22 protein-coding genes are annotated in these 20,337 nt (G+C 54.3%); 4 read left to right on the top strand and 18 right to left on the bottom strand.

All coding sequences use genetic code 11. The features are described 5' to 3' along the window. Positions 1 to 166: 166 nt before the first annotated feature. Positions 167 to 1,069: a hypothetical protein gene (locus ACWJ62_RS01445; RefSeq protein WP_449284590.1), complete on the top strand. Its 903-nt coding sequence runs from the start codon at positions 167 to 169 to the stop codon at positions 1,067 to 1,069. A 125-nt stretch (positions 1,070 to 1,194) separates the two neighbouring features. Here ACWJ62_RS01445 and ACWJ62_RS01440 read toward each other — a convergent pair whose 3' ends face one another. Next, the gene (locus tag ACWJ62_RS01440; protein ID WP_449284589.1) at positions 1,195 to 1,857 is read right to left on the bottom strand and encodes a hypothetical protein; all 663 of its coding nucleotides are present in this window, start codon (positions 1,855 to 1,857) and stop codon (positions 1,195 to 1,197) included. A 555-nt stretch (positions 1,858 to 2,412) separates the two neighbouring features. Here ACWJ62_RS01440 and ACWJ62_RS01435 point away from each other — a divergent pair. The 3 genes from ACWJ62_RS01435 (at position 2,413) to ACWJ62_RS01425 (ending at position 5,361) form a co-directional block, all read left to right on the top strand. Beyond that, positions 2,413 to 3,159, top strand: coding sequence for an NYN domain-containing protein (locus ACWJ62_RS01435; RefSeq protein ID WP_449284588.1), 747 nt, complete (start codon positions 2,413 to 2,415; stop codon positions 3,157 to 3,159). Between the two features lie 295 nt (positions 3,160 to 3,454). Further along, positions 3,455 to 4,024, top strand: a complete 570-nt coding sequence (locus tag ACWJ62_RS01430; RefSeq protein WP_449284587.1) for an SLATT domain-containing protein — start codon at positions 3,455 to 3,457, stop codon at positions 4,022 to 4,024. Further along, entirely contained in the window at positions 4,024 to 5,361 is a 1,338-nt protein-coding gene (locus ACWJ62_RS01425) for a reverse transcriptase domain-containing protein (protein WP_449284586.1), read from the top strand. The genes ACWJ62_RS01430 and ACWJ62_RS01425 overlap by 1 nt, the downstream gene beginning before the upstream one ends. Before the next feature lie 77 nt (positions 5,362 to 5,438). On the opposite strand, the gene ACWJ62_RS01420 is transcribed toward ACWJ62_RS01425, so the two are convergent. The 17 genes from ACWJ62_RS01420 to urtB all read right to left on the bottom strand — a co-directional run bounded on the left by ACWJ62_RS01420 (position 5,439) and on the right by urtB (position 20,275). After that, positions 5,439 to 6,035 (bottom strand): transposase, encoded by a 597-nt coding sequence (locus tag ACWJ62_RS01420; RefSeq protein ID WP_449284585.1) that lies wholly within the window; start codon positions 6,033 to 6,035, stop codon positions 5,439 to 5,441. Between the two features lie 351 nt (positions 6,036 to 6,386). Beyond that, on the bottom strand, positions 6,387 to 6,647 hold the full coding sequence (locus tag ACWJ62_RS01415) for a hypothetical protein (protein WP_449284584.1): 261 nt from the start codon (positions 6,645 to 6,647) through the stop codon (positions 6,387 to 6,389). A gap of 27 nt (positions 6,648 to 6,674) precedes the next feature. Further along, complete coding sequence (locus ACWJ62_RS01410) at positions 6,675 to 7,124, bottom strand: hypothetical protein (RefSeq protein ID WP_449284583.1); 450 nt, start codon at positions 7,122 to 7,124, stop codon at positions 6,675 to 6,677. 130 nt (positions 7,125 to 7,254) lie between these two features. Beyond that, on the bottom strand, positions 7,255 to 9,336 hold the full coding sequence (locus tag ACWJ62_RS01405; RefSeq protein ID WP_449285336.1) for an AAA family ATPase: 2,082 nt from the start codon (positions 9,334 to 9,336) through the stop codon (positions 7,255 to 7,257). A 236-nt stretch (positions 9,337 to 9,572) separates the two neighbouring features. Next, positions 9,573 to 10,307, bottom strand: coding sequence for a nuclease-related domain-containing protein (locus ACWJ62_RS01400; protein WP_449284582.1), 735 nt, complete (start codon positions 10,305 to 10,307; stop codon positions 9,573 to 9,575). Between the two features lie 213 nt (positions 10,308 to 10,520). Continuing rightward, positions 10,521 to 10,706, bottom strand: a complete 186-nt coding sequence (locus ACWJ62_RS01395; RefSeq protein WP_449284581.1) for a DUF6732 family protein — start codon at positions 10,704 to 10,706, stop codon at positions 10,521 to 10,523. Between the two features lie 44 nt (positions 10,707 to 10,750). Continuing rightward, entirely contained in the window at positions 10,751 to 11,389 is a 639-nt protein-coding gene (gene ureG / locus ACWJ62_RS01390) for an urease accessory protein UreG (RefSeq protein WP_117618110.1), read from the bottom strand. A gap of 22 nt (positions 11,390 to 11,411) precedes the next feature. After that, positions 11,412 to 12,125: an urease accessory protein UreF gene (locus ACWJ62_RS01385; protein ID WP_449284580.1), complete on the bottom strand. Its 714-nt coding sequence runs from the start codon at positions 12,123 to 12,125 to the stop codon at positions 11,412 to 11,414. Further along, a complete protein-coding gene (gene ureE, locus ACWJ62_RS01380) occupies positions 12,097 to 12,645 on the bottom strand; it encodes an urease accessory protein UreE (RefSeq protein ID WP_449284579.1) in 549 nt (182 codons plus the stop codon). Before ureE ends, ACWJ62_RS01385 begins: the two co-directional genes overlap by 29 nt. 48 nt (positions 12,646 to 12,693) lie before the next feature. Continuing rightward, positions 12,694 to 14,397 carry an urease subunit alpha gene (gene ureC, locus ACWJ62_RS01375; RefSeq protein ID WP_449284578.1) on the bottom strand — a complete coding sequence of 568 codons (1,704 nt, stop codon included), beginning with the start codon at positions 14,395 to 14,397 and terminating at the stop codon, positions 12,694 to 12,696. Continuing rightward, positions 14,394 to 14,711, bottom strand: coding sequence for an urease subunit beta (locus tag ACWJ62_RS01370; protein ID WP_449284577.1), 318 nt, complete (start codon positions 14,709 to 14,711; stop codon positions 14,394 to 14,396). The genes ureC and ACWJ62_RS01370 overlap by 4 nt, the downstream gene beginning before the upstream one ends. Before the next feature lie 12 nt (positions 14,712 to 14,723). After that, positions 14,724 to 15,026, bottom strand: a complete 303-nt coding sequence (ureA, locus tag ACWJ62_RS01365) for an urease subunit gamma (RefSeq protein WP_088827172.1) — start codon at positions 15,024 to 15,026, stop codon at positions 14,724 to 14,726. Between the two features lie 110 nt (positions 15,027 to 15,136). Further along, on the bottom strand, positions 15,137 to 16,033 hold the full coding sequence (locus ACWJ62_RS01360; protein ID WP_449284576.1) for an urease accessory protein UreD: 897 nt from the start codon (positions 16,031 to 16,033) through the stop codon (positions 15,137 to 15,139). Beyond that, complete coding sequence (gene urtE, locus ACWJ62_RS01355) at positions 16,030 to 16,728, bottom strand: urea ABC transporter ATP-binding subunit UrtE (RefSeq protein ID WP_273083298.1); 699 nt, start codon at positions 16,726 to 16,728, stop codon at positions 16,030 to 16,032. The genes ACWJ62_RS01360 and urtE overlap by 4 nt, the downstream gene beginning before the upstream one ends. Beyond that, positions 16,728 to 17,552, bottom strand: a complete 825-nt coding sequence (gene urtD / locus ACWJ62_RS01350) for an urea ABC transporter ATP-binding protein UrtD (RefSeq protein ID WP_148609138.1) — start codon at positions 17,550 to 17,552, stop codon at positions 16,728 to 16,730. The genes urtE and urtD overlap by 1 nt, the downstream gene beginning before the upstream one ends. Then, positions 17,549 to 18,673 (bottom strand): urea ABC transporter permease subunit UrtC, encoded by a 1,125-nt coding sequence (gene urtC / locus ACWJ62_RS01345; protein WP_449284575.1) that lies wholly within the window; start codon positions 18,671 to 18,673, stop codon positions 17,549 to 17,551. The genes urtD and urtC overlap by 4 nt, the downstream gene beginning before the upstream one ends. 3 nt (positions 18,674 to 18,676) lie before the next feature. Then, positions 18,677 to 20,275, bottom strand: a complete 1,599-nt coding sequence (gene urtB / locus ACWJ62_RS01340) for an urea ABC transporter permease subunit UrtB (protein WP_449284574.1) — start codon at positions 20,273 to 20,275, stop codon at positions 18,677 to 18,679. Positions 20,276 to 20,337: the final 62 nt, after the last annotated feature.

The following is a 20,337-nucleotide window of genomic DNA, read 5'->3' as shown; positions in this document are numbered from 1 at the left end:
GGCCATCAGAAACGAAAAAATAGATCTGTCCCGGTTTCCGAATTTGTTTTCGATGGCAGACGACACTCAAACCATAAAGGTGTATATTTTTTGAGCAGACCGAAATAATTCAATGCCAAAATTATCTGTGTACGCCCACATTTCCACGCTAAAAGGATGTAGCGAAATGAACAACCTCGACGATAAAATTTCGTTAAGACTGAAGTCACTCAAAGCCCAAATTGAAGAAGGCTCCAACAAAAGAAGCAATCTTCAAAAGCAAACGAAACAAATTCGTGCGATTGCCATTCTTGCTGCAATCCTCCTGGTGATTGTTCTGATTCAATCCATCGGGTTCGCATTCAATGAAAGCTTGAAGCCTCCGCCTTTGACTAATTCGCTTTTGGCGGCGGATCTAACCGACTTGCTTTCACCACTCGCCATCATTATGTCGATTCTCACCGCCACCTATTTAGGTTTGAACCAGCTTCGTGACAAGCTAAACAGGGATAAAGTTGAGCACGCCCATAACCTCTGCTCGTCGGCACCAGACATTAATATCGTCTTCGCCTCCATCGGCCCCCTGAGCAACCATTTAGGCGATGCTTACAGAAACTGCCTTGAAGTCTCGCAAATACAATCCAAAGCGCCCGCTAATTCAGACCCTTGGGAAGTATTCGTTACTCGAATGGAACATATGGCTGAAAACTTCCCCTCTGCGATCAAATCGATCGCACGTACTTTGCAGGCCGATCACCAGGACGATGTCAGCAAAATCTACGAAGCCCTGGCTTTCTTCGAGAAGACATCCATAGCCATCTGTAAGAACCATGCAGATGATCAGGTATTCTGGTCTCGATACAATGTGGCGGGATTTGGGATCTGGATTTACTCGTTCCCCATCATAATCAACGAATGGTTCAGGTATACGAACAGCAATTACAAATCCAGCTCCAACTCAATCGGAATGCCATTTGAGCACTTCGAAGCGTGGCTTAGATACCATAGTGATCAGGATCACGATGGTAGACTCAAAACGTTGATGGCTCGGCTATCACGCATTCGGTCAAAAGTCCTCGAGGCAAAATAGCAACAAATGGGGCTTCCATACGTTGGAGGCACTGTCATTCTCGGTGCCTTAGGTCGTCGTAGCGGCCACCCTACCAATATTTGTGAACCGACAAAGAAGTCGGTCCCGACTTTTAATTGTTCTAGTCAGATCCTCCGCAAAGCATCATCAAGATCCAACTTACGAAACGTTTGGCGCAGCGTGTCGCCGGCCAGTCGTGCCTCCCACTGCCTGCGCTGTTCCAGCACCGACTCTTCGGCAGGCAGGGAGTCGAGAACGGACAACGCATAATCGCGGAGCAGCTCACTCCGGCACTCGATGACAAGATCGGACGACGCCGCAGTACCGGACCCGGAGTAGGCAAAACAGCGCTGGACATTGCGCCTGGCGCTTTCCCGTTCAACCGGTGAGATCGCAACCTCCCGCGCGTCGTTGTCGGGAACCAGTAAAACGTTCACGCCCCGCCCGGTAATGGCCTCGGCGGTCTGCTGCGCGCCTTGTGGAACGTGGACGTTCTTGTGGTTTGGCCAGATGTCGAACATGCCATAGTCGGCACAGGGGGCCTCTCGCTGAAACGTAAAGAAATCCGGGTAGGCATAAAACTCTGGCCCGCGCTCGCGATAGCGGTCATAGAAGGCGGTGACGTAGGCCATGATGAGGGTCATTGCACCAATGCCCTCAAACCGACGAGGGACAACGATGCCAAGGCGATCCGTATCCTGAAACGACGAAAACAAGTCCGCGTGCGGAATGGCCTCGCGATCCTGGGTGATTTTGAAATCGCTGCCTCGCAGACTGCTGCTGTGCATGGTTATATCGAACGCTGTCAGAAAATGGGCCTGCCCCGATTCTGAGCGGTCACAACCGGCCAGTCAAAAGCCATAACAACAACCCAGCGCCCCCGAGAAGAAGCACTGCAAAATGGACCGCAAAGTTCTTCCGGACAGTTGGGGCGGGTTTGGCGTTGAACCTGAAATAGTCCTCACCAAACAGCCCAACACCGCAGCGCTCACAGTAGTTTTTCGAGTAAGAAACCCGGAGCTCAGATGGCTCAAACCTTTTTCGGCAACTGTAACAACTGGGTTTTATCACTTAAGGCTCCGATTTGTCTGGAAAACCGGGTGCAATCACCCTGGCCTGTCTTGGAATCAAGCTTCTCCTTGCTGTTGAAACACAGAATCCTTTCTGCGCTGAACGCCGATCCTAACCGAAGCACGTTGCAGGTTGGCACCTACCTACTTTAGCGCTAGGCCATCAGGGAAGACCAGTGATACGAAAAAACAGATCTATCCCGGTTTTCCGCGGTTCCGGCTTTACTGCTAGTATTCAGAACCACCATCTGAGACAAGGACAGCTCAAGCACGATGAACAGCAACTACAAAATCGCTCTACTCATCGACTGTGACAACGTCAGTCACCAATCCATCGAAGGGGTACTCCAGGAGCTCGCCAAATACGGGGCTGTGAACGTGCGCCATGCCCACGGAAACTGGAACGGTCCCCAGTTGGGTGGCTGGATCGAAAAGCTCCACGCCAACGCCATCCGACCGGTTCAGCAGTTTGCCTACACAACCGGCAAGAACGCGACCGATGCATCAATGATCATTGACGCCATGGACCTGCTCTACAGCGGGAATGTCGATGCCTTCGCCCTCATGACCAGCGATTCCGACTTTACGCCCCTCGTGATGCGAATTCTCGAAGCCGGCCTACCCGTCTTTGGCTTTGGAGAGCGCAAAACCCCGATGCCCTTCGTGAACGCCTGCTCGCAATTCATCTACACGGAGAACCTGCGCGAAGAAGCTGAGGAGCCCGATAACGTCAACAACGGCGGCACGCCAAAACCAACGGTCGAAACCAAGTGGGGACGGAACAAACTCAGGGGCGACACCGTGCTGGTGCGGACCCTACGAACTGCGGTGGAGCAGACTGCTGATGACGATGGCTGGGCCCATCTGGGCAAGGTTGGCCAGTACATTTCGAATAACAGCTCTTTCTCCCCTGTGAACTACGGGTACAAAAAGCTGAGCGATCTTATCCGAGCCAGTGAGCTGTTCGAGATGAGCATAAGAGACAAGAACGTCCTGCATATCAAAAGCCCAGAAAAATAGCTCCGTCCCGGTCTTCGTCACGTCCCGGTCTTCGTCACGGCTTCCCGGTTTTCAGTCTCCTATTTCAGGCAAGACGCAAAGCATGCCTCGGTTTTCTCTATAGCTCCAAACTGATACTATCGCAGTGCTCTAGGGTACTCCCAGTTGTGGAACACTCTCCAGTATTGGAGAGCGACACTAATATCGAAGTGGAGATTCCACTTTGCTGCTTCGGCAGTAAGCCTGTCTTTCACAGGCGTCAAGCGTCTCAAAGTATAGCGCCCTAGAGCTCTTAATTTAATCTAAAGGCTGTGCCATGGAAGACAATGTTTGGTGGACGAGAAAATCAAGAATAAATGCAGAAAAAAGACTATTATCAAATCAGCATTATCTTGACCTTCTACTTCTTTGGTATTCATTGTCCGCGGTTTTCGTATCGATATGGCAGTTATACAACCAAAATTCCAATAATCAGTTGTTGACGTCGACGATTTTCACCTGCTTTTCGGTATTTATTCTAGCGCTATCCCTTTTCAACGGTAACTGCCGATATTCTAGTCGAGCGGCGCAATTTAAAGACAACTATATTGCCCTCCAGAGCCTTTACTTTAATATCAAAGGGAGCACCCATGTATCAGCCAACAATCAACAAGAATACGAAAGACTCCTAAATATTTCAGAAAATCATGAAGAGATCGATCACGTTCGAGCTCTCATCTGGGAATGGCACAATGCAAAAGATCGGAGTCTTTTGACACAGAAGCCACAACCCCACCACTATATAATATATTCCATCTACCTAATAAAAAGGACAGCTCTTTTAGCCACTCTATTTATACTTCCAATCATTCTAGCTTCTACCAGCTTTATAAAAGATTTATTTTAATGAAGTCAATAGCCAGCGAGTTTCAAAAAACCTTTTCAGAAGACAATCTAAAAAAGATCTATGATTCCGCTATCGCACAAAAAAAGTCTAGCGGAGTTGACAATATCTCAATAAAAGTTTTTGAGAAAAACCTCGGCGAAAACATTGAAATCATAAATAAGAAAGTACTTTCTGGAAAGTATAGCTTCACCAGATATAAGCAAAAACTAATAAGTAAAGGTCCAGAAAAACCTCCCAGAGAAGTCTGCATCCCTACCTTGAGAGACAGCCTAACCCTAAAAGCTTTAAGCATCTTTTTGCAGAATCGCCTATCTGGTAAAGTTGATCAGCCTCTACCACAAAAAATAACCAAAGAAATAAAAACCTCACTTAGAGAAAAGAAATACGACTGGGTAATAAAGCTAGATATTTCAAACTTTTACCCAAGCGTCAGGCATAAAATTCTGCGAAGAAATCTTCGAAACTTCATAAAAAATGAAGACATTTTGGAGTTGATCGATCGAGCGATAAGCCAAACAACTAAAAAAGGTGCTAAGAGCGAAAAAGGAATCCCACAAGGACTACCTATTTCGAATATACTCGCCGCTCTATATTTCAGAAATCTAGACAATCTCTACAAAAAAAAATCGAATCTTTTTTATCAAAGATATGTCGATGATATTATAATCCTGTGCAAAAAAGAAGACGCTGAAAGCGTAACCAAAGACATCATAAAAAGATGCAAAAATATTGGTTTAACAATTTACGACCCAAAACAAAGGTCCGACAAATCGCTCAGCTATGAGGCCTGGAAGGAATTTTCCTACCTTGGTTACCGCTACAACCCATCAAGCAATAAAGCGGCAACTGCTAGTACCGGGCAGGCTTCAAAACAAAAGCTTATCGATTCGATCACCGGAATATTTACCGCTTACTATACATCAAAAAAGCGATCCATCCCCCTACTTCAATGGCGCATAAACTTGAGAATTACCGGATGCATTTCTGAAAACAAAGGCAAGGGATGGATCTTCTTTTTCTCAGAAATTGATGACAAGACTATTCTATACCAACTTGACAGCCTCGTAGAGTCACTTAAAGAAAGATTTAAAGTAGACTTTGAAACTAAGCGATTTATTCGAGCATGGCACGAAATCAATCACAATCGCTGGCGAAAAAGATACTTTCCGAACTTTGACAAATATGATGTTGAAGAAATGTCTAAAATTATCACCACATATAAAGGAACCGATCCGAAATCTCTAAAAATGGATGACTTCCAAATTAGAGATTTATTCTGGAAACTAATAAAAAAAGAGATAAAAGATATGGACTCAGACATTCAGCCGTTCAGTTAGTATAAAGCCTAGCTTTTTGGTGCACGATCTACCAACTGATAAGAGCAAAGTAAGTTAAAGGGAAAACCGGGACAAATCTATTTTCGAGATGAAGGCCTTCCGGGCTTACGAGTTTCAACTCTGACACCGATACGGTTTGCAATTTCATCCAGGCACTTGTTGCCGCCTGTCAGCTTGTTGCTATTAATCGCACTGCCAATTAATTCATCTGACGAGGAGCCATCCTCTTGTTCAACGAATTGTCGATAGGCCTCAACCCTCAGCTGGTGATTACCTGCCAGTGCCCGAAAGATGTCGGGCCCATCCAGCCAGTAACAGTGTGACAACCCTACTCGCGCAGAATAGCTCGACCAATCATACAACTTAGGCTTATCCACCATCCCCGCCTTAACAGGGTTGAGTTCCACATAGCTACAACAAGCCAGCAGGTAGGCGTCAGTATCAAGCGGGCTGATCTTGTAGCGTCCTTCCCAGAGGGAACCACTGCGTTTTTCGAGGGCACTCACAAAACGGGTCTGTCGACCAGCGAGACGCTTCATTAACTGAGGAATTGCTGTGAGGTTGTCGTTCGCCTGAACGACCAGATGAATATGGTTCGTTATCAGGCAGTAACTGAACACCTCCAGCTTATAGACCTGCTTCCATTCCTGAATGGTTTGCCAGGTAGTACTCAAAATCCCGGGGCTCGACGAACACCGGCTGGCGGTTATGTCCGCGTTGAACAATATGGTGGGCAAAACCGGGCCCAATCAGCCTGGCCTGTCTGGGCATCAGCTTCTCCTTGCTTTTGAACCACAGAATCCGTTCTGTGCATTGGGGGTCAATTTTAACCGAACTACAAAGCCGGTTAATAGAGCCTCAAATTAGCCTCGAGGTACCCGGATAAGCCGGAAAAATAAATCTGTCCCTGTTTTCTAGAAATATAACGCCAATATTCAGAGGCGGCCTTTGCGTAGCGAAGCGGAGAAAAGGGCGCCCGGTGGAGGCCCATCGGGGCCGGAACAAACTGGAATGATTGGTTATAGCTAGTAGAGGCCGAACTCATTGCGATTGATATCATCTTTGGCAATTTCGATTAGTTTCTCAACAACATCGGTTCCACCTTGAAGCTTGGCGCCTCCTACAACGTCCTGACTTGCGGTGAAAATATCACCGACTCCGAACCCACCCTTTGCTACGTAGATCCGGTATTCACCCGTTTCTTGAACGCGAAAGATCAGCAACTCGTAGTCGGTGTCATGAGCGTGATGGTTCTCTTTCCGAACTTGCTGCATATGAGTGAACATGGACATCCTCGCTAAGTTTGATAATTACTACGCCAGTAATATTGATAGCACGGCAGAAATACTGCATAAAACTGGAAGTAGGAGCCCCAAAAAAATAGGGCTAAGTATTATAAGTTTGACTGGATACCAAATAATAAACTTCAGGACGCTGAGGAATTTCACGGCAATGCCTGGCTCATAGCCGGTATCGCTGAATAACCTGTAATGGTCCTCCATTACTGCCTGCCCCTCGTAGTGTGGAGCAGTCACGCTTTTGAAATCTTCAATGATTTCTGAAAAGCCGTTTCTCAGGAACGGCTGGATGAATATTAAGACCCCAATAGCAAACCAGCCATACAGGACAACATTACGCCAGAGGAGGTCATCAGGTAGAGCAACTCCTACTACAGGCAAGGTCTCGACCGGAACGCCAAACCAATTTTTAAAGTTTATTAGCCCTGCTATCGCAAGGAGCTGAAGACCATTGATCTGTAGCATCTATCCCTCGATGTGAGCTCTGGTATAACGCCGCGTTCACCGGCTTTCCAGTGCAACGTTTTGTAATCGCTTTCTAACTAAGACCTCGTAATTGAGAATTCTCTTCTGCGAAATACTCATTCAAATCTACCTAATTTATTTTAGGTGTAAGACTGGTTCCGCCGCGCTCTCCGAAATGTTGGAACCGGGCGTTGATACCTTCGAACAGTTTTTCAAACCTGCTTGCCGTTTCTTCGGTGACAACTGCCTCCGCGTCTGTCGACATCTTGGTCAGTAGTAACCGCGTTGGTCTGGTCTTATGAAACTCGATACCTAGATCAGATAGGGCCAACTCAACACGCTTGGCTATTCGGGGTATATTGTCGTTTAGCGCCAGCTTTTTACCTTTTAGTTCCTTCGCGTAACTCTCGCGCACAAGCGCTTCGTAAAATTTTGGCTCTAACAGGTCTTCTATGTCGGCTTCTCCCGGAGGGTTTTCGTCAAAGGCCTCCGTGACAAACACAACATTTCGTTCGCTGATCAATCTTGATTTTATGAGGTCGTCACGCGTGGTTTTGGAGTCTTTCTCTTCGTCTAACAAAACGACAACATTTAGTTCCTCCGAGGAGAGAAGTGCCACCATGTAAGAGACCTTTTGGGCACCGCCTGCAGGTGTCATAGTAAGTTCTCGGCTCAATCCAGTTTTGCCTTGATCGGCAAGGTACTCTGAGATTGATGAGAGCACCCAATAGTCAGTGATACCCTCTACCACTAAGTTATTTGGCCCCACAAATAATGATTGTGCGAGACTGTATCCCAGTGCTGCTTGTATGGGGAATAAGGTTCTTGAGTCTCCACTCGGATCATTAGTAACTGTAGTGCCGGCCTTTTCTTCAATGTTGACTGTTCTGATTGAATCTAAGTGACCGGTAGGAACCATGAACGGTGAGTGTGTGGAATAAAGTATTTGATTACTAAAATCGTTCCGGAAATGAGTTAACAAATCTGATTGAGATTTTGCATGCAAGTACAATCCCGGTTCGTCCAGCAACAGTATTGCGTCCTCTGCTATGTCGCCATCCGTATCGGCAGAGAATGTGATGTAGAAAGCGAAAAACCACTGAAAGCCCCGGCTACGCTCATTCAGATTAACTTCAACATCGTATACAGATGTAGGGTCCGAAATCAGCGTATCCATGAAATTGCCGTCTAGGTTAAACCGGACTTTTAAGCTACGGTCACTCCATAAGCGGCGAATCTCTCTTGTCACGACCGCACTAGCACGATTTACCAGCTGGTTACGTGTTTCAGGATCATTAGCCAGGTCCTGAAGACTTTTGGGGTCCATCCCGGCGACTTTACATAGCTTCGCAAAGTATCTGTCCTCGTCAGTGGCAGTATTCGCCTGTTGACGCTGATTAAACGCAGCTAGGTTTTGGTGGCCCTCTAGTTGGGGGTAGTCGTCTAGGTAGATGAATTTAGGCATATTACGAATTATCCAGCTTCTCCCAGCCTTGTGGGCTTCTTCGTCGCCAGCAATCTGCTCAGCTTGGGTCTGCATATCCGTTAACGCTTCATCAATTGCTTCTGGCAATTCCTTTCCAGCAGCAACCAAGGACTTTTCGAGATCAGCAATAGCCTGTTTGGTTGTGTTCGCCCAGTCCTGAAGGTCGTCTGTTTCAGTAACGCAACTTTCAAAATTCGTAGAGGCCGTTTTGATGGCTGTTAAGTGCGGGTCTTCAATTTTTTCTAATACATTTTCAACTGCCGCAAGTATCTTCCTGAGTTTCGACTTGACCCATTTATCATCCAGTTCGAGCGAGGGTAAACTTTCGAATCCTATATATCGAGATGGACCGTATTTTCGACTGATGGTAATGGTCGTAACTTCTGCTGCGCGAGGAAAGACCTTAGCAAGTTCTTTTTGCTCAAGGGAGGACAGGGCCCAAGTCGAATCAAGAACGGGCGTATTATCGCTGCACTCTTCAAGCTTTCTGTCTCTAGGAAAGTCTTTAATTGGGCTTAGGGCCTCAAATCCATCGACCGGGTTTAGACTATGCAGCGCTTTAAGAAGATTGGACTTTCCACTCTCATTTCGCCCAAGTAGTGACGTTATTCGTGACACCTGGACTTCGCCACTGTCGTTAATTGAGCGAAAGTTTCTTGCCCTGAATGATTTTAGTTGCACTAATATTATCCTTTTTCTTAATTCAGAAATGTCGAAAGCAACCACGCGCAAACTCAAATTCTTGAATCAGCCGGGGCTATAACAGTGGTTAGATAGAGCGCTTCGCTATTGCAAAAAACTGACCGGTACAAAACACTCTTACCCAACATATAAATTTATAATTTTCTTCTTTATAAACAGCTAGTAACGATTTTATAGGCTTCGTGAACCTCGTAATCATTTGACGGCTTCATCATTGCAATAACGACGCATCAACAACGCCACGACACTTTGAAAACGTCTTACACCCAAAAAATCCTTCCCGACGTTTTGCCCTCGCTTACGACCCGCTGGACCATCTCACGCTGGCACTTCAGACACCGGAGTCCACTGTTTTTTTTTCGAACAACAATGTCTTTCACATGCGCGGTATGTTCCCGACACGTCTGAAATGAGGCCGCTAACCGGCCGGACTGGATTTTCTCTACGACATCCTGAGCTTCAGCGTCAGAAAGCTTCTGTTCGGTGAGTGATTTGATAAAACGGATGTATCCGCCACCCTGCGTCACGTTCTTTGGCATCTCGGTTTTAAAAGTAGAATCGCCTACAAACACGATCAGAGAAAACACTTGCTCATCATGCAGGCCCAAAAGGCTTTGTAGCGTTTTGACGTGTTTGTAGTTCTGGTGCAACAGGTTCTGGAATTTCTGGGAATGTCGATAGATTTTCTGAGTCCACTGGCGCTGTTTGGGGCTGCCAAAGATCCAGCCTTTCATGTTCTTGGTTTCCACCACTAACACCCCATACCGGGAGACGATGATGTGGTCGATCTGGGTGGTGCCGTCTTCCGTGGGCAGGGTGACATTCTTGATCAGGTGGTAGTGGTCTTTGTCGAGGAACAGGCGAGCAGAGGCGTTAACAATGAATTCGCCCAGATGGCCTTTGAACCAGGGAGAACACAATACCGCTAACAGCAGTACGAAAGGTATGAAATACCAGAAGTGTAAAAAAGGCTGTATCAGTACTGAGGGGTCCATCGGCCGTCGTCCCTAACAATCGGTGATTCCGTAGTTCTTAGCTACCTAAGGTAGACCATCCCTTCGCGTCCTGTCTGCTCCGTTTACAAAAATATATAAAGTTTATGCCACAAAAAAAGCTGCTTGGCATTGCCGCGCAGCTTTCTGTTTTACCAATACTTTTTTGTTCGGCCTTGCCAATACTGAGTTTCGTGGGCGCCGCTAATTCGAGCGTTAGTCCTGCCCGTCCCGCTTGTGCCGCATCAGCGCATAAATGCCCACGGCGGCAGCCACACCTGCCGCCAGGAAGTATTCAATATGTACACCATCACCAAGCGCTTCATGGCCGGCGTGGCCAAAAGCTGCGCTTGATATCAGAAGCAGGCTGGCAGTCAGAGTCAGTCGGTTAGTCAGTTTCATAATCGTTTCTCCGTAGTCCGTGTGTATCTCAAAATCCGATGTCTTTACGCAGTCTCAGCAAGCTTCTCAGGCCGGCGCTCCGGCAGCATGCCCCGCTCCAGAATGAAGCTGATAATCGTCTCCAGCCCTACCCCGTCGTAGAGGTTGGTGAACACGAAAGGGCGTTCGCCGCGCATTTTCTTGCTGTCCCGTTCCATCACGTCCAGGGAGGCGTGCACCTGTTCGGCGATGTCGATCTTGTTGATGATCAGCAGGTCGGATTTGGTAATGCCGGGGCCACCCTTGCGGGGGATCTTGTCGCCGGCGGAAACGTCGATCACGTAAAGGGTAAGGTCGCTCAGTTCCGGGCTGAAGGTGGCGGAGAGGTTGTCACCGCCGGATTCCACCAGAACCAGTTCCAGATCCGGGTGGCGGCGCTGAAGATCGTCGATGGCCGCCAGGTTCATGGAGGCGTCCTCACGGATGGCTGTGTGCGGGCAGCCGCCGGTTTCCACGCCGAGAATGCGGTCTGCGGCCAGGGCTTCGTGGCGCAGGAGGAAGTCGGCGTCTTCCCGGGTGTAGATGTCGTTGGTCACCACGGCGATGTCGTAGTGGTCCCGCAGGGCTTTGCACAACTGGCGCAGCAGGGCGGTTTTGCCGGAACCAACCGGGCCACCCACTCCAACTCTCAGACAATGTGTCATGGCAGATCTCCTCAATTGTTATTCAGCTTCTGAAAAGCCGTGAATACTGTGTTTCGTGTAAGGCACTTCCGAGCGCCAGTCCCGGCAGGATGGGCCCGAGTTCGTGGTCGTTTCGTTCCAGGGCCGTGTCTACCGCCACCGCCAGCTGCGGCCGCAGCCGTTCGATAATGCGCTGTGCAGCGGTGTGGCCCAGAGGCAATGCCTTGCAGGCGACGGCGAGCTGGTTTTCCAGCCAGGCCCAGGCGAAGCCGAGTAGCGTCTGGCGAACCGGCACAAAGCGGTTGTGGGCGGCCCAGGCGAACATGGTGATGTAGCCGGGCTCTTCCGGAATAAGGTGTGGCTCGGGCAGCAGCTCCAGGTTGCGCAGCAGGGTGACGAGCGCGCCGCCGAGGCGTGTGTCTTCATCGCTCAGCTCGGCGGTTTCCCGGGTGGCGTGCAGCCAGTCGTTCCACTTTGCCAGCGTAATGGCATCGCCTTCGGCCCAGGCGGTCTGCAAACGCACCAGCAGGGGCAGCTCGCAGCGGCTCAGGCCGTCTTCCAGCACGCCTTCAATCCACTGGGCCAGTTCCGCTTCGTTGTTTACCCAGCCCAGTTCAAAGGCACTCTCCAGGCCCTGGGACCAGGCGAAGGCGCCGATGGGCAGTGCCGGGCTGACCAGTTGCATCAGGCCCAGCAGGGCCAGGTCGTCCACCGGCGGGGTGGCGGCCTCAGTGGGTGTGTTTCTTACTATGGCCATGGCTGTGCCCGTGGTCGTGATCGTGTGAATGGCTGTGGCCGTGACTGTGACCATGAGAATGACCGGCCTGGGAATAGGCACCGGGTTCCGGATCAAACGGGGCGGTGTGGTGCACCACAGTGGCGCCCAGGCGTTCGGCCAGCTCTTCCAGCACGTGATCCGGCGGGAAGCGCACGTAGCTGCCCTGATCGTCCTCGCCGATGGCCAGCGTTACGTGGCGGTTGCCCAGGTGGTAACACAGGCGGGCCAGCGGCTGGCCGGATTCGATGCGGGCCGTGACTACCTGCTCTGCGGCGGCGCGGATGCGCACGATCTCGCCGGTTCTGGCCTGCAGCAGGTCGCCGTCCCGCAATACCGGGCCGCGATCCAGGAACAGGCCCACGTCCACGTTGGTTTCGGTGGTGGCCCGCAGCCGGCCGCGAATGCGCAGCTCGTAGGGCAGGATCAGGTTGTCCAGGATTTCGCTGGTGTCGATCCCGGTGGATTTCACGTCGCCGATGCGTTCAATCAGTTCCAACATAAAAATGTCCTCTTATCCCCGGCTCAGAACAGCCTTGAGCTGTATTGACTAAAAGAGATGATAGCGCTGGGCCAGGGGCAGCTCGGTGGCGGGCTCACAGGTGAGCAGTTCGCCGTCGGCATGCACTTCGTAGGTTTGCGGGTCCACGGTGATGTGCGGGCACGCGTCGTTCAGTTTCATGTCGCCCTTGCGCACCTCACGCACGCCCTTGCAGGCGGATAATGGGCTGTCCAGGCCAAGCTCTTTGCCGATACCGGCATCAATCGCTGCCTGGCTTACAAAGCTCAGGCGGGTGGCACTGGCGGCTTTGCCGAAGGCGCCGAACATGGGGCGGTAATGCACCGGCTGGGGCGTGGGAATCGAGGCGTTCGGGTCGCCCATGGGCGCAGCGGCAATCATGCCGCCCTTGAGAATGGTGGCCGGCTTCACGCCGAAGAAGGCCGGGCTCCAGAGCACCAGGTCCGCCAGCTTGCCCACTTCCACGGAACCCACTTCGTGGGCGATACCATGGGTGATGGCGGGGTTGATGGTGTACTTGGCGATGTAGCGTTTGGCGCGCAGGTTGTCGGCGCCCACGTCTTCATCTTCCGGCAGCAGGCCGCGCTGCTGTTTCATCTTGTGGGCGGTCTGCCAAGTGCGGCAAACCACTTCACCCACCCGGCCCATGGCCTGGGAATCGGAAGCAATCATGGAGATCACACCCATGTCGTGCAGGATGTCTTCTGCGGCGATGGTCTCGCGGCGGATGCGGGAGTCGGCAAAGGCCACGTCTTCCGGGATGTTCGGGTCCAGGTGGTGGCACACCATCAGCATGTCGAGGTGTTCGTCGATGGTGTTCACGGTGTAGGGCCGGGTCGGGTTGGTGGACGACGGCAGTACGTAAGACTTGGAGCAGGCGGTGATGATGTCCGGTGCGTGGCCGCCGCCGGCGCCCTCAGTGTGGTAGGTATGGATGCAGCGCCCCTTGAACGCGGCCAGGGTGTCTTCCACAAAGCCGGATTCGTTCAGGGTGTCGGTGTGGATCGCCACCTGTACGTCGTATTTGTCCGCCACGGTGAGGCAGTTGTCGATGGAGGCCGGGGTGGTGCCCCAGTCCTCATGGAGTTTCAGGCCCATGGCGCCGGCCTGGATTTGCAGCTCCAGGGATTCCGGCAGGGAGGCGTTGCCCTTGCCAAGGAAGCCGATGTTCATGGGCAGGGAATCCACCGCCTGGAGCATCTTGCCAATGTGCCAGGGGCCCGGCGTGCAGGTGGTGGCGTTGGTGCCCGTCGCCGGGCCGGTGCCGCCGCCGAGCATGGTGGTGATGCCGCTCATCAGGGCTTCTTCCACCTGCTGGGGGCAGATGAAATGGATGTGGGCGTCAATGCCGCCGGCGGTAAGGATCTTGCCTTCACCGGCGATGATTTCAGTACCGGGGCCAATCACGATGGTCACGTCCGGCTGGGTGTCCGGGTTGCCGGCCTTGCCGATGGCGGCGATGCGGCCTTTCTGGATGCCCACGTCGGCTTTGACGATGCCCCACCAGTCGAGAATCAGGGCGTTGGTGATCACGGTGTCCATCACCGCCGCATCGGCGCGCTGGCTCTGGCCCATGCCGTCGCGGATAACCTTGCCGCCGCCGAACTTTACTTCGTCGCCGTAGTGGGCTGCGTCGCTTTCCACTTCAATCCACAGGTCGGTGTCACCGAGCCGTACCCGGTCGCCGTTGGTTGGGCCGTACATGTCGGCGTAGGCTTGTCTGGTGATTTTCATTTCTGGCCCTCCAGTTTGCCCATGACTTCCTGCCGGAAACCGTAGATTTCACGGCCGCCCGCGAACGGGATCAGTGTTACTTTGCGGCTCTGGCCGGGTTCGAAGCGGATGGCCGTGCCGGCCGCCACATCCAGGCGGTAGCCACGGGCCTTGGCGCGGTCGAAATCCAGCGCCGGGTTGGCTTCGGCAAAGTGGTAGTGAGAGCCAATCTGGACCGGGCGGTCGCCGGTATTGGCTACGTCAATCTCGATGCGTTCGCGGCCTTCGCAGAGCTCGATGTCGCCGTCTTTGAGCTGGTATTCACCGGGGATCATGTCGTCTGCTCCTTAGACAATCGGGTTGTGGACAGTGACTAGCTTGGTGCCATCGGGGAAGGTGGCTTCCACCTGCACTTCGTCGACCATTTCGGCAATGCCGTCCATCACGTCTTCGCGGGTGAGCACTTCGGTGCCGGCGGTCATCAGCTCGGCCACGGTGCGGCCTTCGCGGGCGCCTTCCATGATTTCAGCGCTGATCAGGGCCACGGCTTCCGGGTAGTTGAGCTTCAGGCCTTTGGCTTTACGGCGCTCGGCCAGCAGGGCTGCCGTGAACAGTAGCAGCTTGTCTTTGTCTCTCGGGGTTAGTTCCATTTTTGTTCTCCGCTTGCTTGTCGGATTACGCTTTGCTAATCCGACCTACGTGTCTTTAGCTCGCTCTTGGTGCCTGAACAGGCCGTTCCACCCTGTACCTGCACAAACATTCAGGTCAGCCAGATTCGGGGAACGCTGGCTGGCTGGCCGGTGAGTCTTGGCCGGATGAGTTCCCAGGCTTGCTGGCACAGCGCCCAGGCTTCGTTTCGTTCCTGCCCCAGGTATCGCAGCAGCACCACGCCCCGTCGGCGGGTCACCGCCCAGCGTTTGCTCTCCGGCAGGATTTCTCTGAGTTCTTCAATGGCGCCTGTTTCATCTTCCAGGCCAACCACCCAGAGGGTGGCCTGCACGGTGGCGCCGCCCTGGCCCCAGTGGCCTTTGAACCGGGCGTGGTTCGGGTCCATTAGCTGGCGTTCCAGCCACAGGGGGCGGCCGTCCATCAGCAGGCGGAATTTCTGCTCCAGGTGGCCTGAGACAAACGGCAGATTGCTGGCCGGGCGGCCGAGGGCGAGGATTTCCCAGCCGATGCATCGGGCGCCGGCTTCCAGTTCGATGGTGGTGCTCTGTTCGCCCCGGGAGCCATCGAAGGCCAGGGTTTCCTGGGGCAGGTATTCCAGGGTGCCGCCCTGCTCTACCTTCAGATGGGTGTGCTGGGCCCAGGCGACGCCGTGGCTGTCGGCCTTGTAGAGCTTGGCCGCTGCTGGCGTAGTCAGCAGGGTGTGTGAGCCTTTACCTACCCGAGCCTCGATACTGAGAGCATCGCCACTCACTAATCCGCCCGGCGGATGCAGAAGGTACACGTGGCAACAGCCGTTGCGGCCCTCCGGGTAGAACGGGCGCTGCACTCTCAGCGGGCCGTTATGGCGCACGTGGGTCATGCGGGTCGCGGTGTTGTCGCCATCCGGGCGGGAGTCGAAGCCCAGGGCAATGGACGCCGCCCAACGCCGGCCCTCGTCGAAGCGGTGGCCCGAGTCGTGGGCGGGTTCTATGCGTTCGAAGACCGTCATACCGTCAGGTGCTTCTTGATCAGTTCATCGGTCAGGCCGGCAATCTCGTCTTCCGCCACCCGACGGCCGCGGTCGAGAATGGCAAAGCGGTCGGCGTATTTGCGGGCGAAGGGCAGTTTCTGCTCCACCAACAACACGGTCAGGCCGTCTTCCTCGATGAGCTTGCGAATCACCTCACCAATCTGGGCCACGATGTTGGGCTGGATGCCCTCGCCCGGCTCGTCGAGGATCAGCAGGCGCGGTTCGATCACCAGGGCACGGCCGATGGCCAGTTGTTGCTGCTGGCCGCCGGAGAGGTCACCACCGCGGCGGTGGCGCATTTCCTTCAGCACCGGGAACAGCTCGTAAACCCGCTCGGGAATTTTCTTGCTGCCGTCCTTGCGCACGGCCAGGCCGGTGCGCAGGTTTTCTTCCACGGTCAGCAGCGGGAAAATCTGCCGGCCCTGGGGCACGTAGCCAATGCCGAGGCGGGAGCGGTCTTCCACTTTCTTTTTGGTGAGCTCCACGTCGCCGGCGAATTCGATGCGGCCGTTCTTGGTGGTTTCTTCGCCCATGATGCATTTCATCAGGGTGGTCTTGCCCACGCCGTTGCGGCCCATCACGCAGGTGCACTGGCCCTGGGGCACATCCAGGTCGAGATCCCAGAGGGTGTGGCTTTCGCCGTAGAACTGGTTGAGCTTTTCAATCTTCAGCATTACGCCTCCTCCCCGAGATAGACCTTGATCACTTCCGGATCGTTGGAGACCTGGTCCATGGAGCCTTCCGCCAGCACGCTGCCCTGGTGCAGCACGGTGACCTTGCGGGCGATGGAGCGTACGAAGCCCATATCGTGCTCCACCACCACCACAGACTGCTTGCCGGCGAGGCTGGTGAGCAGTTCGGCGGTGCGTTCCATTTCCTGCTCGGTCATGCCGGCCACGGGCTCATCCACCAGCAGCAGGCGGGGCTTCTGCATCAGCAGCATGCCGATCTCTAGCCACTGCTTCTGGCCGTGGGAGAGAATGCCGGCGAGCCGGTCACGCAGGGCTTCCAGGCCGATCATTTCCAGCACTTCGTCGATCCGGTCCCGGTATTCGGCTTTCATCACGGCGGTGAGTGTGGGAAATACCCGCTTGTCCGCCGCCATGGCCAGTTCCAGGTTTTCGAACACGGTAAGCGCTTCGAAGACCGTGGGTTTCTGGAACTTGCGGCCGATGCCCAGGGAGGCGATGTCCGGCTCGTTCATGGTCAGCAGGTTGTGACGGCTGCCGAACCAGACCGAGCCGGTGTCCGGCCGGGTTTTACCGGTGATGATGTCCATCATGGTGGTCTTGCCCGCGCCGTTGGGGCCGATGATGCAGCGCAGCTCGCCGTCGTCGATGGTGAGGTTAAGGTTGTTGATGGCCTTGAAGCCATCAAAGCTCACGTTTACGTCTTCCAGGTACAGGATGGGGCCGTGGCGCACGTCCACCGGCGACTGCACCTGGGTCAGAAACTCGAACACGTGCTCGCGGTCGGTCAGCTCCTGAAAAAAGCTCATACGGTTGCCTCCTGCCCGTTGGTGGTGTCGTCATCTGCCTTGGCTTTTCTGCGCTTCTGCAGCAGCCCGGCAATGCCCTTGGGCAGGAACACGGTCACCAGCACAAACAGGCCACCGAGGGCGAACAGCCAGGCGTCCGGCATGATGCCGGTGAACACAGTTTTGGCGTAGTTGACGAGAATGGCACCAATCACCGCTCCATAAAGTGTAGCTCGCCCACCGAGAGCCACCCACACCACGATCTCGATGGAGAACAGGGGCGAGAATTCGCTGGGGTTGATGATTCCTACTTGAGGCACGTACAGCGCACCGGCCACACCCGCCAGCATGGCCGAGACCACGAACACGAACAGTTGTACCCGTTCCACCCGGTAGCCCAGGAAGCGGGTACGGGCCTCGGCATCCCGGCAGGCCACACTCACCCGGCCCAGCTTGCTGGTGACAATGCCGCGGCAGATCACGTAGCCAATGGCCAACGCGATGCCGGTGGCAATGAACAGCCCGAGGCGGGTGGCGTCCGTGCGCAGGTTGAAGCCAAGAATGTCCTTGAAGTCGGTGAGGCCGTTGTTACCACCAAAGCCCATCTCGTTGCGGAAGAAGGCCAGCATCAGCGCGAAGGTAAGCGCCTGGGTGATGATCGAGAGGTACACCCCGGTCACCCGTGAGCGGAAGGCCAGGAAGCCGAACACCAGTGCCAGCAGGCCCGGGGCCAGCAGCACCATGATGAAAGCAAACCAGGCCATGTCGAAGCCATGCCAGAACCAGGGCAGCTCCTGCCAGTTCAGGAATACCATGAAGTCCGGCAGCACCGGGTCGCCATACACGCCGCGATCGCCAATCTGGCGCATCAGGTACATGCCCATGGCGTAGCCGCCGAGGGCAAAGAAGGCGCCGTGGCCCAGGCTGAGGATACCGAGGTAACCCCACACCAGGTCCACCGCCACCGCCAGCAGTGCGTAGCACAGGTATTTGCCCAGCAACGTCACGGTGTAGGCGCTGACATGCAGGGCGCTGTCCTGGGGCATGAACAGGTGGAGGAAGGTCACCACCACCAGGGCCGAGAACAGCACGCCGAGGAAGATCTGGGTTGAACGTTCCTGCAAGGGTCTTGTTAACCACATACCTTAACCCTCCGCCGCCCGGCCTTTCTGGGGGAAGAGCCCCTTCGGCCGTTTCTGGATAAACAGGATGATGAACACCAGCACGATGATCTTGGCGAGTACGGCACCGGCCCAGGGTTCAAGCAGCTGGTTGATGGTGCCCAGGGAAAGCCCGGCAATGAGCGTGCCCCAGAGGTTACCGACGCCGCCGAACACCACCACCATGAACGAATCGATGATGTAGTTCTGGCCCAGGTTGGGACCCACGTTGGTGAGCTGGGACAGCGCCACACCGGCCAGGCCGGCAACGCCGGAGCCGAGGGCAAAGGTCATGATGTCCACCCGGGTGGCACGGATGCCCATGGAGCGGGCCATGGCGCGGTTCTGGGTAACGGCGCGCACTTCCAGGCCCAGGCGGGTCTTGCGCATGATCAGCATCAGGGCGGCGAACACGATCAGCGCAAACGCCAGTACGTACAGGCGATTGAGGGTCAGCGAGAGCGCGTCGTTGATCACCAGGGAGCCGCTCATCCAGTCCGGCGTCACCACGGTGCGGTTCTGTGGCGAGATCACGGTGCGCACCAGCTGCTGCAGGATCAGGCTGATGCCGAAGGTGGCCAGCAGGGTTTCAAGGGGACGGCCCTTGAGGTACTGGATCACGCTGCGTTCGATGATGATGCCGGCGGTGGCCGCCACCATGAAGCCGGCGGGAATCGATAGAATCAATGCCAGGCCAGGCTGGCCGGGAAAGAGTTGCTGCATGCCCCAGGTGGTGTAGGCACCCAGCATGATCAGTTCGCCGTGGGCCATGTTGATCACGCCCATCACGCCGAAGGTGATGGCCAGGCCGATGGCGGCGAGCACCAGGACCGAGCCGAGGGAAAGACCGAAATACAGGGTCTCGGCGGCGCGGTTCAGTTTCAGTTTCTGTTCGATGCTTTCCAGTGCTTTGGTGGCCCTGGCAGCCAGTGCCTCGTTATCGCTGCGGACGGCTTCGTTCAGGGCTGCGCGAGCGCGCGGGTGCAGGCTGCCGGCAAGTACTTCCACGGCCTCCAGGTTGCCCTCACCCACCCGGTAGATGGCCACGGCTTCTTCAATGCGGTTGCGTACGCTGGCGTTCTCTTCCAGCTCCAGCCGCGCTTCCAGCGGCTCCACCAGAGAGGCATCCACCTTGCCCATCATGTCTTGTGCGGAGGCTTCACGCACATCGGGATCTGCGGCATTCAGGTCCAGCATGGCGAGTATGCCTTCAAGCTGGCCCCGTATTCGGTTATTGATGGCGACTCTGTCCAGCTCACGGCGGGACATTTCGCCCATGTTCTCTCCGGTCAGTGGATCGGCGATTTCCCAGTCCCTGCCCCGGTTGTTCAGTACCAATACCACCTGCCCGGTGTCTTTTACCCGGCTAAGGCGGTTATTTCCATAGGCTTCGAGCCAGCCTCTGGCTCTTTCATCACCACTGCTGACGATGGCGTTCACCGCCTCTTCCACCTTGCTGGCTGGCGCTTCTGCGAGGTTGACCAGCAGAGCCTTGCCAGGGTCGTCCTCCTGAGCCATTACAGGAAGCGACAACAGGGAAATCAGGGCGATAAGCAGCAATGTGAGCGATCGGCAGATGCTCATGAGTGTGTCCTGTCTATTGAAAGCGTGTTGCAGGGCAACAGCCGGGGGCAGCGTCCGCCACC

The sequence above is a fragment of the Marinobacter sp. PE14 genome (assembly GCF_053566155.1).
Note: the sequence above shows the minus strand (reverse complement) of the source record. Positions and strands in the feature narration are given on the sequence as shown.

Excerpts from the sequence above, each read along its gene's own strand:
- ACWJ62_RS01445 (WP_449284590.1), top strand. The coding sequence starts at position 167 with ATGAACAACCTCGACGATAAAATTTCGTTAAGACTGAAGTCACTCAAA.
- ACWJ62_RS01440 (WP_449284589.1), bottom strand. The coding sequence starts at position 1,857 with ATGCACAGCAGCAGTCTGCGAGGCAGCGATTTCAAAATCACCCAGGAT.
- ACWJ62_RS01435 (WP_449284588.1), top strand. The coding sequence starts at position 2,413 with ATGAACAGCAACTACAAAATCGCTCTACTCATCGACTGTGACAACGTC.
- ACWJ62_RS01430 (WP_449284587.1), top strand. The coding sequence starts at position 3,455 with ATGGAAGACAATGTTTGGTGGACGAGAAAATCAAGAATAAATGCAGAA.
- ACWJ62_RS01425 (WP_449284586.1), top strand. The coding sequence starts at position 4,024 with ATGAAGTCAATAGCCAGCGAGTTTCAAAAAACCTTTTCAGAAGACAAT.
- ACWJ62_RS01415 (WP_449284584.1), bottom strand. The coding sequence starts at position 6,647 with ATGTTCACTCATATGCAGCAAGTTCGGAAAGAGAACCATCACGCTCAT.
- ACWJ62_RS01410 (WP_449284583.1), bottom strand. The coding sequence starts at position 7,124 with ATGCTACAGATCAATGGTCTTCAGCTCCTTGCGATAGCAGGGCTAATA.
- ACWJ62_RS01400 (WP_449284582.1), bottom strand. The coding sequence starts at position 10,307 with ATGGACCCCTCAGTACTGATACAGCCTTTTTTACACTTCTGGTATTTC.
- ACWJ62_RS01395 (WP_449284581.1), bottom strand. The coding sequence starts at position 10,706 with ATGAAACTGACTAACCGACTGACTCTGACTGCCAGCCTGCTTCTGATA.
- ureG (WP_117618110.1), bottom strand. The coding sequence starts at position 11,389 with ATGACACATTGTCTGAGAGTTGGAGTGGGTGGCCCGGTTGGTTCCGGC.
- ACWJ62_RS01385 (WP_449284580.1), bottom strand. The coding sequence starts at position 12,125 with ATGGCCATAGTAAGAAACACACCCACTGAGGCCGCCACCCCGCCGGTG.
- ureE (WP_449284579.1), bottom strand. The coding sequence starts at position 12,645 with ATGTTGGAACTGATTGAACGCATCGGCGACGTGAAATCCACCGGGATC.
- ureC (WP_449284578.1), bottom strand. The coding sequence starts at position 14,397 with ATGAAAATCACCAGACAAGCCTACGCCGACATGTACGGCCCAACCAAC.
- ACWJ62_RS01370 (WP_449284577.1), bottom strand. The coding sequence starts at position 14,711 with ATGATCCCCGGTGAATACCAGCTCAAAGACGGCGACATCGAGCTCTGC.
- ureA (WP_088827172.1), bottom strand. The coding sequence starts at position 15,026 with ATGGAACTAACCCCGAGAGACAAAGACAAGCTGCTACTGTTCACGGCA.
- ACWJ62_RS01360 (WP_449284576.1), bottom strand. The coding sequence starts at position 16,033 with ATGACGGTCTTCGAACGCATAGAACCCGCCCACGACTCGGGCCACCGC.
- urtE (WP_273083298.1), bottom strand. The coding sequence starts at position 16,728 with ATGCTGAAGATTGAAAAGCTCAACCAGTTCTACGGCGAAAGCCACACC.
- urtD (WP_148609138.1), bottom strand. The coding sequence starts at position 17,552 with ATGAGCTTTTTTCAGGAGCTGACCGACCGCGAGCACGTGTTCGAGTTT.
- urtC (WP_449284575.1), bottom strand. The coding sequence starts at position 18,673 with ATGTGGTTAACAAGACCCTTGCAGGAACGTTCAACCCAGATCTTCCTC.
- urtB (WP_449284574.1), bottom strand. The coding sequence starts at position 20,275 with ATGAGCATCTGCCGATCGCTCACATTGCTGCTTATCGCCCTGATTTCC.